The 14,850-nt window shown below is 45.9% G+C and carries 14 protein-coding genes; 5 read left to right on the top strand and 9 right to left on the bottom strand.

Going from position 1 to position 14,850, the window contains the following annotated elements:
* The first annotated feature begins 88 nt into the window (after window positions 1-88).
* From ABS362_RS05300 to ABS362_RS05290, 3 genes are read left to right on the top strand one after another with little or no spacing between them, the layout of a single operon-like run.
* Window positions 89-604, top strand: a complete 516-nt coding sequence (locus ABS362_RS05300) for a hypothetical protein (RefSeq protein WP_350411291.1) — start codon at window positions 89-91, stop codon at window positions 602-604.
* Between the two features lie 28 nt (window positions 605-632).
* Window positions 633-1,343 carry an SIMPL domain-containing protein gene (locus ABS362_RS05295; protein WP_350411290.1) on the top strand — a complete coding sequence of 237 codons (711 nt, stop codon included), beginning with the start codon at window positions 633-635 and terminating at the stop codon, window positions 1,341-1,343.
* Window positions 1,344-1,390: 47 nt separating this feature from the next.
* On the top strand, window positions 1,391-1,987 hold the full coding sequence (locus ABS362_RS05290; RefSeq protein WP_350411289.1) for a hypothetical protein: 597 nt from the start codon (window positions 1,391-1,393) through the stop codon (window positions 1,985-1,987).
* 243 nt (window positions 1,988-2,230) lie between these two features.
* Here the strand turns inward: ABS362_RS05290 and ABS362_RS05285 are convergent, their stop codons facing one another.
* From ABS362_RS05285 to ABS362_RS05275, 3 genes are all read right to left on the bottom strand, one after another.
* A complete protein-coding gene (locus ABS362_RS05285; RefSeq protein ID WP_350411288.1) occupies window positions 2,231-4,861 on the bottom strand; it encodes a valine--tRNA ligase in 2,631 nt (876 codons plus the stop codon).
* Between the two features lie 114 nt (window positions 4,862-4,975).
* Window positions 4,976-5,548 (bottom strand): pentapeptide repeat-containing protein, encoded by a 573-nt coding sequence (locus tag ABS362_RS05280; protein ID WP_350411287.1) that lies wholly within the window; start codon window positions 5,546-5,548, stop codon window positions 4,976-4,978.
* 83 nt (window positions 5,549-5,631) lie between these two features.
* Window positions 5,632-5,982 (bottom strand): 4Fe-4S binding protein, encoded by a 351-nt coding sequence (locus tag ABS362_RS05275; protein WP_350411286.1) that lies wholly within the window; start codon window positions 5,980-5,982, stop codon window positions 5,632-5,634.
* Window positions 5,983-6,096: 114 nt separating this feature from the next.
* Between ABS362_RS05275 and ABS362_RS05270 the strand changes: the two genes are divergently transcribed.
* A complete protein-coding gene (locus tag ABS362_RS05270; protein ID WP_350411285.1) occupies window positions 6,097-7,107 on the top strand; it encodes an acyl-CoA reductase in 1,011 nt (336 codons plus the stop codon).
* Between the two features lie 218 nt (window positions 7,108-7,325).
* Here ABS362_RS05270 and ABS362_RS05265 read toward each other — a convergent pair whose 3' ends face one another.
* Window positions 7,326-8,183 carry a nucleoside phosphorylase gene (locus ABS362_RS05265; RefSeq protein ID WP_350411284.1) on the bottom strand — a complete coding sequence of 286 codons (858 nt, stop codon included), beginning with the start codon at window positions 8,181-8,183 and terminating at the stop codon, window positions 7,326-7,328.
* 184 nt (window positions 8,184-8,367) lie between these two features.
* Between ABS362_RS05265 and ABS362_RS05260 the strand changes: the two genes are divergently transcribed.
* Window positions 8,368-9,207, top strand: coding sequence for an aminotransferase class IV (locus tag ABS362_RS05260; RefSeq protein WP_350411282.1), 840 nt, complete (start codon window positions 8,368-8,370; stop codon window positions 9,205-9,207).
* A gap of 225 nt (window positions 9,208-9,432) precedes the next feature.
* Here ABS362_RS05260 and trhO read toward each other — a convergent pair whose 3' ends face one another.
* The 5 genes from trhO to ABS362_RS05235 all read right to left on the bottom strand — a co-directional run bounded on the left by trhO (window position 9,433) and on the right by ABS362_RS05235 (window position 14,845).
* On the bottom strand, window positions 9,433-10,401 hold the full coding sequence (trhO, locus tag ABS362_RS05255; protein ID WP_350411281.1) for an oxygen-dependent tRNA uridine(34) hydroxylase TrhO: 969 nt from the start codon (window positions 10,399-10,401) through the stop codon (window positions 9,433-9,435).
* 334 nt (window positions 10,402-10,735) lie between these two features.
* Entirely contained in the window at window positions 10,736-11,371 is a 636-nt protein-coding gene (locus tag ABS362_RS05250; RefSeq protein WP_350411280.1) for an acetyltransferase, read from the bottom strand.
* A 269-nt stretch (window positions 11,372-11,640) separates the two neighbouring features.
* Window positions 11,641-12,924: a hypothetical protein gene (locus tag ABS362_RS05245; protein WP_350411279.1), complete on the bottom strand. Its 1,284-nt coding sequence runs from the start codon at window positions 12,922-12,924 to the stop codon at window positions 11,641-11,643.
* The gene (locus ABS362_RS05240) at window positions 12,921-14,216 is read right to left on the bottom strand and encodes a DUF2851 family protein (protein WP_350411278.1); all 1,296 of its coding nucleotides are present in this window, start codon (window positions 14,214-14,216) and stop codon (window positions 12,921-12,923) included. Before ABS362_RS05240 ends, ABS362_RS05245 begins: the two co-directional genes overlap by 4 nt.
* Before the next feature lie 50 nt (window positions 14,217-14,266).
* On the bottom strand, window positions 14,267-14,845 hold the full coding sequence (locus ABS362_RS05235) for a carboxypeptidase-like regulatory domain-containing protein (RefSeq protein WP_350411277.1): 579 nt from the start codon (window positions 14,843-14,845) through the stop codon (window positions 14,267-14,269).
* Window positions 14,846-14,850: the final 5 nt, after the last annotated feature.

The following is a 14,850-nucleotide window of genomic DNA, read 5'->3' as shown; positions in this document are numbered from 1 at the left end:
TATAGTTTTAGACATATCTTTTTGCTAATATTAAAAGTATAAACTGTAGCTGCTTTCAACTATAGCAGTAACTATAAACTATAGAACTATGAGAAATATATTACCCTGGATCTTAGCTGCCATATTCCTGTTTCTGGCAGTATACTTTTACTGGCAGAAAAACGAAGCCGAAAGCAGACAAGCCATTGCCGACAGACAAGTTGAAAAAATCGATTCTGAACTAGAGCAGGAACAAGCTGAAACAGACTCGCTGGAAGGAATGGTTTTACCGCCTGATACCATGGAACTGGTACCACCGGGCGGCGCTGCCTTTGTAGATGAATTGGGTAGCCTGAGCCAGAGCGATGTGCAGAAGCTACAGCGTAAAGGCCTGAAATCTCCGGAAACAGACCTGATGAACGACCTGAACCGCAAGCAAAACCAGCTTATACCAGAAAAAGGAACTATGGGCGGTACTATGGCTATTCGTGACAGCCGCATTCTGAACGACCGCTATGCGATTGCCTATTATGAAGACGGCCACAACGGCGGTTACCTGCTGCTAAAATATACTGTGAACAACGGAACTATAAACTGGACGGTGGTTGACAATTCTAAACTATAAATCAAATTATAACTCCAACTTTTAGCCCATGAAAACTAAGCTGACATTTCTATTTTTATTGCTTTGCTTTATTGCCAAAGCTCAAACTGTATCACCCGATAACCGGATCGTGGTGCTCGGCCATGCAACTATAAACGTGCCCGCAGACCAGGTTAAGTTTGTAGTTATTTTGTCTTCCGTTGATTCGACGAGTGTAGATAAGGTATACCAGAAACACCAGAAGCAGGAAAACAAACTGGTTAAACTATTAAAAGAGCTCCAGATACCAGCTAAAGATATAAATTACTCGCTGCTGACAGTAAACCAACTGCAGAACTATAATAACCGAAAACGCGACACCTACTTTGCCGGCCACCAGACTGTTGGCTTTTTACTGAATGACATGAGTAAATTTTCGGAAGTGCAAAGTCGCTTGATCAAGGATGGTTTTACGACTATAAGAAGCGGTTTTGAATCATCAAAAATGGAGGAAAAGCAAACGGAAGTGATGGAAAAAGCCATCGAAGTTGCACGAGCTAAAGCTACCGTTATGGCTAAATCAGCTAACAGGCAAATAAAGCGTATCTCTAAAATTAGTGATACCGAAGACAAAGATCCTGATTTTCAGAATTACCGCCAGTCCGAAATGCTGAATGAAGTTGTCATTAGAGGGCAGTCTTCCATGGGAAATCTAGTGGATGAGTTTCCGCAGACAATTCCTGTATCAGCACAGGTGAAAGTAGTTTTTGAACTGAAATAACCGCACGAAATTTGGGGAAGGAAGTATAAACTATAAAACTGATGCCTATGCTGCTCATTCAAACTATACTTCCTTTCCTTTTCCTCCTCCTACAGGCACAAGCCGACAACTATACCTTTAAACAGGATCTGGAAAAGGATCTGGGCAAGTTAACTGGCTCTCCTGTCTTTATCAGCGACAATACTTCAGCATCTCCATCAGTTCAGACTATAGCCCATGACCTGCAGCTATTTGGTGTAGTCGCAACTATAGACCTGACCAACAGCAATTATAGTCAGAGCTCGCAGGGCCACCATAAAATTCAGGTTTGGAAGTTCCCGGTAGGTCATATTAAAGCTCTTTACCAGGTTGAGACATCTATAGCTTTAGACACGGTTGTAACCCAACGTTACCTCGAGAACCGCGCTCCTACCCAGCATCGCATACAAAACAACTTCACTTTCCGGACTTATGCTGTCACCACCTCAGACGACCCGCTCCATTTTTATTACATGACTGAAGCCGAGCAAGGGTTATTAGAATACAGAATTGGTAATAGACAGGTACAAATCAATTATCCCAGCAAAAAAGAAGGCCTGAGTGATATTCTCCCGAAAGTTGAACGGGAAGTAAGTGCTGTTTTGAGCGCTGCGATGAAGGAGTAAAGCGGAAATTACAGTTTTATAGTTGGCTCTATAGTTGACACTATAGAACGGACAAGTCGCGACCCAATACCATCAATTTAAAAACAGCTCTCATCTAAAGCGTAGCCGAGAGACCTTATATGTCCTACCGCTGTATAAGATTCCTCGGCTTCGCTCGGAATGACATGAAGGTAATCAACTATAAAACAAAAGCGGCCGCTCTCCTAAGAAAGCGGCCGCTGTTTTTAAAACCTAAACTATTGTTTAAAGCGAAGCTAAGCTTTGCTCTATAGCATTGATCTTTGCTTCGGCATCAGCCATCTTTTTGCGCTCGTTGGCAATAACCGATTCCGGTGCACCGCTCACAAAACGCTCGTTGCTTAGCTTTTTAGAAACTGACATCAGAAAGCCTTTGGTGTACTCCAGCTCCTTCTGTAAGCGCTCGCGCTCAGCTGCCACGTCAATGTTACCTTCCATCGGAATAAAGAACTCGTCACCGGCCTCAACAAAGCTGATAGCACCGTCTACATTCTCCTTCACAAACTGTACTTCGTTGATGTTGGCAAGTTTACGGATAATGCTCAGGAACGACTCGTAGCCATCCTGGTTCATTACCTTTATAGACAGGTCAAGCGCTTTCGTCTGTGGTATATTCTTCGAGTTACGGATGTTACGGATGGCAGCAACTACCTTCAGTACGCTGTCCATACGGGCGTTAAGTTTCTTATCAAACGTATCCTTCTTCGGCCACGCAGAAACGATCAGGTATTCTTTTTCTTTGCGCTCTTTCAGGTCGTGCCAGATCTCTTCTGTGATGAACGGCATGAACGGATGCAACACCTTCAGTACTTTTTCCAGGAAGCCAACAGTCGCATCTATCGTTTGCTTATCGATTGGCTGCTGGTAAGCCGGTTTGATCATCTCCAGGTAGTTTGAGCAGAAGTCATCCCATACCAGTTTGTAAACCGCTAGCAAGGCATCCGAAATACGGAACTTCTCGAAATGGTCTTCAATCTGGGCAAACGCTTCGTTAAAGCGCGACTCAAACCACTTGATAGCTGTTTCATTAGGGCATGGCAGGTTCTCGTCAACTTCCCATCCTTTTATCAACCTGAAGGCGTTCCAGATCTTGTTGCTGAAGTTACGACCCTGCTCTACCAGTTTTTCATCGAACAACAGGTCGTTACCAGCCGGTGAACTGAACAACATACCGGCACGAACCCCATCGGCACCGTACTGGTCGATCAGGTCCAGCGGATCAGGTGAGTTACCCAACGATTTCGACATTTTACGGCCCTGCGCATCACGAACTATACCCGTAAGGTACACATTTCGGAACGGCATCTCATTACGGAACTCGAAACCAGCCATGATCATACGCGCTACCCAGAAGAACAGGATCTCAGGAGCAGTTACCAGATCGTTGGTCGGGTAATAGTATAGGATGTCCTTATTATCAGGGTCTTTAAAGCCATCGAACACAGAGATAGGCCATAACCACGACGAGAACCAGGTATCCAGGACGTCTTCGTCCTGGCGCAGGTCAGTTAGTTGCAGGTCTGCGTTTCCGCTTTGCTTGCGGGCAAGCTCCAGCGCTTCTTCGGCATTAGTTGCTACTACAAAAGAGCCATCCGGCAGGTAGTATGCCGGGATCTGCTGGCCCCACCACAGCTGGCGAGATACGCACCAGTCGCGTACATTCTCCATCCAGGAGCGGTACATGTTTTTGAACTTAGGCGGGTGCAGGCGTATCTGGTCTTCCATTACAGACTCCAGGGCAGGCTTCGCCATTTTATCCATTTTGCACCACCATTGCATCGACAAGCGCGGCTCTATTACAGCACCTGTACGCTCGGAAGTTTGCAGCACACTTGGGTACTCATCTATCTTCACAAGAAGCTCAGCTTCCTGTAAATCTTTTACAATGTTACGACGGGCAGCAAAACGGTCTTGTCCAATGTATAATTGCGCTTTTTCATTTAGCGAGCCATCGTCGTTCAGAATATCTATCGTTGGCAGGTTGTGCTTCTGGCCTAGTTCGTAGTCGTTCAGGTCGTGGGCAGGTGTTACCTTCAGCGCACCTGTACCAAACTCAATGCTTACGTACTCATCAACTATAACCGGAATCTCTTTGCCCAGCAACGGTATGCGAACGGATTTACCGTGCAGGTGTTTGTAGCGCTCATCGTTCGGGTTAACAGCTACAGCCACGTCGGCCATAATGGTTTCGGGGCGCGATGTAGCAACGGTAATGTAAGTCTTCTCGGCGTTGTCAGATACCACTTCATACTTCAGGTGGTACATTTTCGCCATCGTTTCCTTCGGGATCACTTCTTCATCCGAAAGAGCTGTTTTGCCTTGCGGATCCCAGTTAACCATGCGCACGCCGCGGTAGATCTGGCCTTTGCGGTACAGGTCCACAAATACTTCGATAACGGCAGCAGACAGGTCTTCTTCCATCGTGAAACGGGTACGATCCCAGTCGCAGGAAGCGCCTAGTTTTTTAAGCTGCTCCAGGATAATGCCGCCATATTTCTCTTTCCACTCCCAGGCATATTTCAGAAATTCTTCGCGGGTAATATCCTTTTTCTCGATGCCGCGCTCTTTCAGCATGGCTACTACTTTGGCCTCAGTCGCAATAGAAGCGTGGTCGGTGCCCGGTACCCAGCAAGCCTCTTTGCCCTGCATTCGCGCCCGACGGATAAGCACATCCTGGATGGTATTGTTGAGCATGTGGCCCATATGCAGTACGCCTGTTACGTTTGGCGGCGGAATTACAATGGTATAAGGCTCCTTTTTTGGGTTAGGCGTAGAGCGGAAGAAGCCACGCTCCATCCAACTGCTGTACCACTTTTCTTCTACTTCTTTGGGACTATATTTCTTTGCTATCGACATCGTATACTTGTTTTTGCTGCTTAAAGCGCTAAAAGGCAAAAATAGGGAATTTAGATGTAATTGTTGATTGTTGGTTGCTGATTGTTGGTAGTCTGGATCAGGATTTAGACAATTTCAGACAATCCGTAAACTATACTTGGTAAGCAAACCCTGCAAACCATACTGAGAGAACCTGGCTTTTTTTATCGTGTTTATTTCAGGGTCAATGTCAAAGCTATAGGCTGAAGACAGATCTGCGCTGGTAAGATTAGTATAGTTGAAAACAGCTCGTTCCAGGTCGGTGTTATCAAAAAAGCCATTGGAGAGATTAGTATTTGAGAAGTCCACGCCTTTCAGGGAGCATTTTATGAATTTGGTCCTGGCCATTTTCATTTTGGCAAACGAAGCGTAATCAAGCAGGCAATTCTCGAAGTATACGGTAAAAAGGAAGTCTTCGCACTCACTAAAATTGATACCCGTAAGCTTACATTCCTTAAACTCCACATGGTTTATAGTTGCATGCCCAAGCTTAACCATAGCCATGTTACAGCTAATAAAAGTGCAGTCGGTAAAACGTGTACTGGCAAAGTTACTACCCGAAAAATCGCAGTTTTTGAACGTACAGTTCTCGAATTCGCGGTTCTTTACATCCTTATTCAGATAGACTACTTTCTCAAAAGTCTTATCGGTGTGAATCTGGCCTTCCATATTTCGCTACTATTTGTAATCAAAAATAAATAAAAAAACCTGCCCTTGTAAGGCAGGTTTCTTCTTTAAATTATAGTTTATACTTACGCTTCCTGGTGTAACCAGGCTTTCTTGGCAAGCAATTCTTCTTCGGTTTCGCGGTAATCCGGGTCGTCCACGCAGCAGTCTACCGGGCAAACGGCTGCACACTGCGGCTCTTCATGGAAGCCCATGCACTCGGTGCATTTATCAGAAACGATGTAGTAAAACTCGTCTGAAATTGGTGTTTGTGCAGCATCGCCGGCAATTACCTCGCCGCCGTCTATCTCCACTTCTTTCAGGGCAGTACCGCCACCCCAGGTCCATTCGGCACCGCCTTCGTAAATAGCAGTGTTAGGGCACTCTGGTTCGCAGGCTCCGCAGTTTATACATTCATCGGTTATCATTATAGCCATAATCGTATCTCCTGTATATTTTTTATACTTTTGTATGTCGTGTTTCTAAGCCGCAAAATTAGGAACAATAAACGCCTTTTCAAATAAAATTTACAGCCATACTATATATACGTCATGACATTAGAGAACAGGATCGAAGCTTTTGTGGAACTGGGCAGGCAATTAAAAAGCCTGACTCCGGAAGACCGACAGGTATGGGCGCGCATGGCGCAGTCGCGTAACCCGTGGTTTGATGAAGAAAACGTATCCAGTGCCCTCAATGGCATAACTCAGATGTTGGAGGAACAATACCTCCGTGAATGGCTTTACCCATATCATCTCAAACAGGTTACACCTAAAAAAGTTGGTGTAGTGATGGCCGGCAATATCCCGATGGTGGGTTTTCACGATTTTTTGTCGGTGCTGATGAGCGGGCATTACCTTTTGGCCAAGTTAAGCTCTAACGACCAACCCCTGATGCGCCGCCTGGCCGATATGCTGGTAGGCATAGAGCCTGCTTTCGCCAACCAGTTCGAGTTTGTAGAGATGCTAAAGGATGCGGATGCCATAATAGCTACCGGCTCCGACAACACCGCCCGTTACTTTGAATATTATTTTGCCAAGCGCCCGCATATCATCCGAAAAAACAGAACTAGTATAGGCGTGCTTACCGGCCACGAAGAAGCTGATGACCTGAAAGCTTTAGGCGAAGATTTTTTCCGCTACTATGGCTTGGGTTGTCGAAATGTATCTAAGGTGTTTGTACCGGAAGGCTATAAATTTGACAAGTTCTTTGAAGCGAATGAACACCGCAGCAAAGTTTTGGATCACCATAAATACCAGAACAACTATGACTACAACAAATCTATATTGCTGGTAAACCGTGTACCTCACTTCGATAACGGTTTTATGCTGGTGCATGAAAGTGAGAACCTGGTCTCTCCTATCTCGGTGCTGTTCTATGAAACCTTCAGTTCACTGACAGACCTGCGCGAGAAACTGAATGCTATTAAAGATAAAACCCAGGTAATAGTGTCGGCGCACGGCTGGCTGGAAGGCAGTATACCGTTTGGCGAAGCACAATGCCCAATGGTATGGGATTATGCCGACGGCGTGGATACCATGGAGTTTTTGCTGAAGCTATAGTTGGATCATCTGCTAAAGTAAATCATCCCCCCGCCCCCTTCAAAGGGGGACACTTAGCAATGCGTAAACTTTTAGTTTAATTACCTTAGTAGATAAAGTCCCCCTTTGAAGTGGGTAGGGGGATGACTCGTTGCGATTAACATAAACACTAACCATAAAACAGCACAGCCGGACGAAGCAAATTCATCCGGCTGTGCTGTTTTAAAGTATAGATCTGCTTAAATCCTATCAAGCGTTTTGCGGATCAGGCTGTCTATAATCTCTTCAGAGTTAGTGGCAAATTCCTGGGTAATGCGGTTAGCAACTATAGCGTTCAGCGACAGCATTTCGTGACCCAGTAAACGGCCCATGGCATAGTAACCGGCAGTTTCCATTTCAAAGTTGGTCATCTTAAAATCGCATACATTAAAGTTCTGGTACACCTGCAACAGATTCTGGTTGCGTAAGCCGGCACGCAGCACCCGGCCCTGCGGTGCGTAAAAACCCGGACAGGTAAGTGTATTGCCCGGTATCATATCAAAGGCTAACTTATCGATCAGTTCTTTAGAACCTGGTACGCAGTAAGGTGTAAAACCAACGCCTAATTGTTCTTTCAGGGCTTTGGTGATACTTTGTTCATTCTCGTTCTGCTCCAGCGGGTAAAACTCCATCAGCGAGTCGAGGCCAACGCCGTAATGCGACGCCACATGGCTGCCCAGCGGAATAGAATCCTGTAGCGAACCCGAAGTACCTACACGAACTATCTTCAGCTTTATCTTTTCCTCATTAGGCTCACGACTCTGGAAATCAATGTTTACCAGTGCATCCAGCTCGTTCATCAGGATATCGATATTATCTGTACCCATACCCGTGGACATAACCGTAAGGCGTTTTCCTTTATAGTAGCCAGTGTGGGTAACAAATTCACGCTTTACAATCTGTACTTCAATCTCATCAAAATACTTACTCACCATCGCTACGCGGTCAGGGTCGCCAACGGTAATAATGGTGTCGGAGATATGTTCAGGTAAAAGGTTAAGGTGGTAAACGGTGCCGTTTTTATTGATGATCAGTTCTGATGCGGGTATTGCTGCCATGTTTGATTGCTTTGAGTTTCTAGCATCTGAAATGCTATCCTGTTGTATACTTTATAGTTGCTGTATAGTTTAAACTGAACCAGGAACAACTGAGGCAAAAGTAGGAAGCTTCCCGTACAAATACACTGATGTATATCATTTCTTATTAATTTGACTACTTAATCCTCAACTACAAGTCATCTGTATGCCATCAAACCCTAAACTACAGGCCTACATCAATGGCAAAATTCAGCCTTACGAAGATGTAGTACTACATATCAGCGACCTTTCTATCCAGCGGGGTTATGGTGTGTTTGATTTCTTTAAAGTGCAGGACGGCCAGCCAGTCTTTATGAAAGATTACCTGGAGCGGTTTAACGAATCAGCCAGGTTGATGGAGCTACAAGTACCGCTAACTGAAAAAGAATTAGCTGATACTATCTACCAGCTGATAACGATAAACAACCTGCCCATCTCGGGCATAAAGATGATACTAACGGGTGGCTATTCCGGCAACGGTTACGACCCTGCCGAACCTAACCTGCTCATACAACAACTGCCCCTGCTGCTGCCAGCCCCGGACATTGTAGCACAAGGTTTAAAAGTAATTACCCACGACCATGTACGGGAAATGCCTCGGGTTAAAACTATAAACTACGCCATGGGCATCCGCCTGATAAAGCAGATACAAAAGGCTGGCGCCAGCGATGTGCTGTACCAGAAAAATGGTGTGGTTTCGGAGTTTCCGCGATGTAACTTCTTTATAGTTACCCAGGATGATACTATAGTTACACCCTCAGAAGATGTGCTCTTGGGTGTGACGCGGAAAAATGCACTGGCACTTGCGGGCAAGAACTATAAAACCGAAGAACGAACTATAACTATAGCTGAAATTGCCACTGCTAAAGAAGCCTTCCTGACCAGCACCACCAAACGCATTTTGCCTATAGTTCAGGTGGATAATGTGATAATTGGAAATGGAAAACCGGGCGCTGTAACTATGGGGTTATTGCAGGATCTGATAGATTTGGAGAAGAAACTTTAGAGTTGATTCGGACATTTGTGTCCGAATCCCTACTGTGGGGGACATCCATGTCCCCTTGCACCTGCTAACGCGGACAAGGATGTCCGCTTCAGAGTGAGTTTCGGACACAGATGTCCGAAACAGCAAAGGATTGAAGAGCAAACTATAGTTCACAAATCTAAACACCATAAAATAAGAAAAGCGTGCCCGGTTAGGAGCACGCTTTTCTTTGCTTTAGAGAATACACTATGCGTGTACGTCGTTTTTCTTGCGACGGTTAAATCCTTTCAACGGGTTGTAGCCGTTCATCTCTTTCTGGTAGTAGCCAGTGCCGTCGTAAGGGCGCTTTTCGGGGTGGCCTTTGCACTCTGTTGAACAGGCGCCTTCCAGTTCCCAGCCACACTTCTCGCAGATAGCCACATGCAGGTTACATACCGGATTGGCGCAGTTCACCATGCGGTCGTCTTCGGTGCCGCACACATAGCAGGTCGAGATCACTTTCGGGTTTACTGAGTTCACATCAACTGCCACACGGTTATCGAACACATAACACTTACCTTCAAAGTCTTCGCCACCGGCTTCTTTGCCATATTTAATAATACCGCCATGCAGCTGGTATACATCTTCAAAACCCTGCTCCAGCAAAAACGCGCTGGCTTTTTCGCATTTAATACCGCCGGTACAGTAAGTTAGTATTTTCTTATCCTTATACTTTTCCTTCAGCTCAGCCACCTTCTCCGGAAACTCACGGAAGTTCTCAATATCCAGCGTTACAGCATTCTTGAAGCGGCCAACATTGTATTCGTAATCTGAGCGCACGTCCAGCACTACCACATCGTCGCGGTCTTTCATATCCCGGAACTCTTTTGGCTCCAGGTGCTTACCGGTGCGGGCATTCGGGTCTATGTGCAGCAGGCCGGAGTGTACGATCTCGGATTTGGTACGCACGTGCATTTTGGTAAATGCATGGCCTTCTGATTCATCTACTTTGAAGTCGATCTTAGCGAAGCGCGGGTCAGCGTGCATCAGCTCCATGTACTTTTCGCAGTCTTCTTTCAGACCAGACACGGTGCCATTCAAGCCTTCTTTTGAAACAATGATTCGGCCGAGCAGATTCAGCTCAAGGCACATCAGGTGGTGTTGCTCACGGAATTCTTCCGGATCCGCTATCGGGGTGTAGCAGTAGTACAGTAAAATGCTGTATGGTTTGTTCATAACGGCTTAGTTTCAGCTAAGTGTTTTTAATTTGGTTATTCGTTAATTGCTAAAATTTGAATCTGGGTTTTATGGATTTGCGGGTGAACAGGATTTTTCTATTCACTTATCCACTCAATCACTCATTCAAAAAAATTATAGTTTAAACCTGACCACAGGCTCTTAAAAACAAAAAAATAGTTGGCGGTTAAATTGCTGGCCTTCAAAAATCTGCTACTTCTGACACCAGCAATTTAACCTGTAACTATCTGGTGGTAAAAGTAAAAACCAAACTGCTGTCAACAAATGACATTTATCAGTTCGGGTAAATAACAGCAACTATAACTATAAAAGTTTATTTTATGGCCGCTGCCGGGTTACCGAAAACAGTTGCTTTGGCAGGCACATCGGCTACCACAACAGAGCCGGCTCCCACACGCGCATTCTTGCCAATTTTTACGCCACTAACTATAACCGCACCCGATCCAATGTAAGCACCTTCTTCTACTTTTACTTCGGAGTTAATGATAGCACCTGCACCGATCTGTACAAAATCACCGATCTCGGCATTGGTATCTACCAGCGCTCTTGATTGTATAATGCAGTTGTCGCCTATTTTAGCATTGTTATTAACAATAGCACCAGCCGCTACCATGTTGCCATGGCCCATCCACGCGTATTCCGACACGGCACTGAATTTATGGATAGCGTTTACAGGCACCACTTTGTACTCGTCCTTCAGCATGTGGATCAGGCCTTTGCGGGCAGCCGAATCTTCTACCGCCACAAACACGTCGCACTTCTTTCCGATCAGTTTCAGAAATTCGCCGTCTTCGGTACTGCTCATCACCGACACGTTATTGATCTCCTGCTGCTGCAGGTCTTTTTTGTCGTCCAGGAAGCAATAAACTACAACACTGTTGCTGTTAAAAATATCTAAAGCGGCCGTACCCAGTTGTTGGGCACCCAATATGATGACAGGATTCTGCATAGCTTTTCTAAAATAAGGTGCAAAGGTACGAAGAAGTGTGTGAGATTGAAAGTGCTGGTAATTTGCGGATTTTGTTGCTCAATGCATCCCATTTTCTATTTGTCATTCCGAACAGCGTGAGAAATCTATTTCGAATTCCAGATAAATCTCTCCTAACGTCGAGATGACAAACAGCTATAGTTTTATTATGCTGTCGCGGGTTTGCAGCTCGTGTCTTATTATAGTAATCCGGCTGGGCCAGAGGCCAAACTAAAGGACGCTCGCGCCATTTACATTTTTACTAACCACCGTTGCGCAAACCTGTTCTGTAAAAGCAAATACACCAGGAACGGCAGGAAAATAATGCGATAACGGCTGAGCGTGCCGAAATTAGGTGTACTGATGCCGATAACTATGGCTGATGCAACTATAAACAGCATCAGAATTACATGCCATAGTTTGATATGTTGCAGCCAACTTTTAGAGAAAGCTGACACAATAGCTATAATTGTTAGTGCCAGCAAAAACAAATTTTCCAGCCCCAGTAACAGATATAGAACTTCTGAAGATTCACCAATAAAAGGCCGGTAAATGGCACTAAAAAATGCTTTAGGAGAATTAGAAAATATAGATGGTATGGTTGACTCCAGCGAACTATAGCTCAGGTGCGGCCCGCCCAACGATAAGGCTAGCAAGCCATCGTAGGTCTTTACCAGGTGGTGCAGGATAAAACCCAAACTGAAAATGCCGCTGATCTGCCATACTATAGTTCCCGCCAAAACTATAAATCCAGCCAATGTCTGCAACTGCGCTGTTATAGTTTGCAGCAGTTTCATAGTTCGGGAAAGCCAGATTATTAGTAGATAACTACCCAGCAAAAACAGTAGCAGCGCCGCAAAAAAGATCTTGATCTTAACAAACAGGTAGAGTTGTAAGGGCAGCAACAGCCAGGTAGCTATAGCTTGTTTCTGCTGATGCGCCAGCTGCAGCACAAAGGCCATTGCCCAGCACATACTGCCCATCAGCACCGCATCTTTCAGCAAGCCCGAACTCCAGAACACCACCGAAGGAAAGAATAGCAAGGCAACTATAGCCGCCTTCTTTGTATCCGGAAAAACTATAGAGAGTGTAGCCGCCAGCCTCGCCATTCCCCAGAAACTGAACAACGAAAAGTATAGCCCGATCAGGTAATAACTGCTGCCTGTAAGCAGGTTAAAAAGACTGATGACTTTGAGCAGGAAAAAGGAATTGGAGAAATCAGCAAAGCGCGTAAATGGCACGCTCTCTTTAAAGCTCTCACTCGGAAACTCATTTAACAGCAACAAACGCCAGTAAGCACCAGCATCGTCACGGGCCAGTTGGGTCAGCTTTTGAGATGCGTTAAAGTAGGTTATGGTATCACCTTCGCCGTAGTAATGGAAGTAAAGCAGGCCCAGTAATATTCCGCAAACTAATTTTAAACCCAGCGCAGGAAACAGGTAAGGCTTAAGTATTTGCGCCCAGCTTTGTTTGAAAAGCAGCCAGCCCAGACCCAACAGCAACGCAACATTCAATAAGTAAACAAGCACTATCACGAGCCGGAAAGGATGTTTTGTTTCAGAATTTTATTACCCACCGCACATTGCAGGCAGTTTACCGGCTGACAGTAATTTTTGTAAAGCGAAAGTGCCGCTTGGTTATCAGCTGCCGTTTTGGCTTTCCAGCCCAGTTCTTCATACAGCCTCGTAATTTTGTTTGATGCTTCCTTTACTTTCTCAAGCAATTCAATGGCTTTTTCAAGATAAGTTCGGTCGCCGGAGAAATGGCTGTAAGCGGCCAGTAACGGCACGGCTACATTTATGACCAGGTTGTGCGCGCTGCCTTTTCCCATCGTTTTGGTTGCTTTGGTCGGCTCCGGAGTAAATGTAAAGTGCTGTTGCCAGAACTCCGAAACTTCGGCCATAAACAGCGCTTCGTAGTGTTTTATAGTTTGGGCTTCTAAAATAGTGGTAAAAAAGCTTTGCCGGTTTGCCAGCACCGCCGCCAGTTGCGCCAGTCGCACCGTCGGGAAATTAGCAGGTCGCATTCGCATAAAATTCCAGTGGTGGCGCTGCATGGCTTTCTCTCCTAAACTATACTTGTGGCTCAGGAAACTATACTCTTTTGCCAACTGCTGCGCATATTCCGTTTCAAGATCCGCTAAAAAACCGGCCTGCCCAAACAGCATGGCTTCCAGTTGAAAAAGCTGCCGGTGCTTCCGAACTATAGTTGCAGGCAAGGCTGCCGCTAGCCGCTCCATCGGCTGTTGGTTAATCTTAAACCCAAACCCTTTGAACAACACATGATAGGCCGTTGCTTCCCAGTCGTGGTTATAGTTGGTGTATAGTTGCAGTACTTCGTGTCCTTTCTGCTCTAAGCGCTCGGTAAGCGCACGGCCCAGCATCATGGTTTTGGTTATTTCGGGCACAGCTGGCCATACGTTGGCGCAGGGTATGGTGGTGCGGGCTTCCTGTAGTTGCCTGTAAGTATAAACCAGCGCGGTATCAACCCTGTCCTTCAGTTCCAGTACCGGAATTATAGTGCCGTCGGTCCGCAAAACCGGAGTATCTGCTTCCCACACCACATGCAGCGTTACCTGGTCGTATTTCAGGTCGGTTTGGTGGTTGTGGCGGCGCCAGTCCGATGCCCGCAAATGAACCTCCACACTCCCCGACCACTCCACATCGCCTATCCGAACTATAGCTTCTCTGAAATCAGGGCCAGCATCGGTGTTATAGTAGCCAGTGCGCATTACCTGCACAGGCTCGCCTTCCGTAGTAGCCAGGTCGGTTTTACGGTAGTACTGGTGCTGCCAGATGTAATGCAGAAAATCTTCTTTCATGGACATGCGCGGCCCGGTTCTGAGCAAAGTCCTAAGATAAGCGCAATTCGGCAGATTTAAAAAATGCGGATAGTAGTGGGTACAAGGTAGCGTTGTTCACGCATCTGCTGATGGTGTTTAAAACCTTGCTTTACGTTGTCGGCAGCGTCCATAACAGGCCCTTCAAAAATAGATTTATAGTTATCAGGCAGTGAACCAAGTTCGGGAGTCACGGCAGGCTCTTTTGGCAGGTTTAGATTTCTTACTGCAACCTTAAAATCCTGCTGGGTAGCCCATGGCATTACCTGCACTTCGGGCAGTTGTTTGGTTAGCTGTGTCAGGCGGATGCTTGTGGTAAAACTTTCCGGAGTATTTGTTTTGGGAATGATGATATACTGTTTCTCGAAGCCCAGCGCCTGGAATACCACACTATCGCCGGCAAGTACCGGGAGCGTAAAAAAGCCGTCCTGCCTGGAGACCGTTCCCCGATTTGTGCCCGGCACATACACCGCTATTCCTGCCAGCCCTACTGTACTATCCGCATTTATAACTACCCCTGATAGTTGAACCACAGGCTTTAGCTGCTGCGCTTTTGCAGGCAACACGCAAACTATAGTTAGCGCCAGTAACAGCGAATACAGGGCAGAACTTTTCAACAGAT

Origin of the sequence: Pontibacter populi (assembly GCF_040278685.1) — a bacterium.
GTDB lineage: Bacteria > Bacteroidota > Bacteroidia > Cytophagales > Hymenobacteraceae > Pontibacter > Pontibacter populi.
This window is presented reverse-complemented; position numbering and strand designations above follow the sequence as displayed.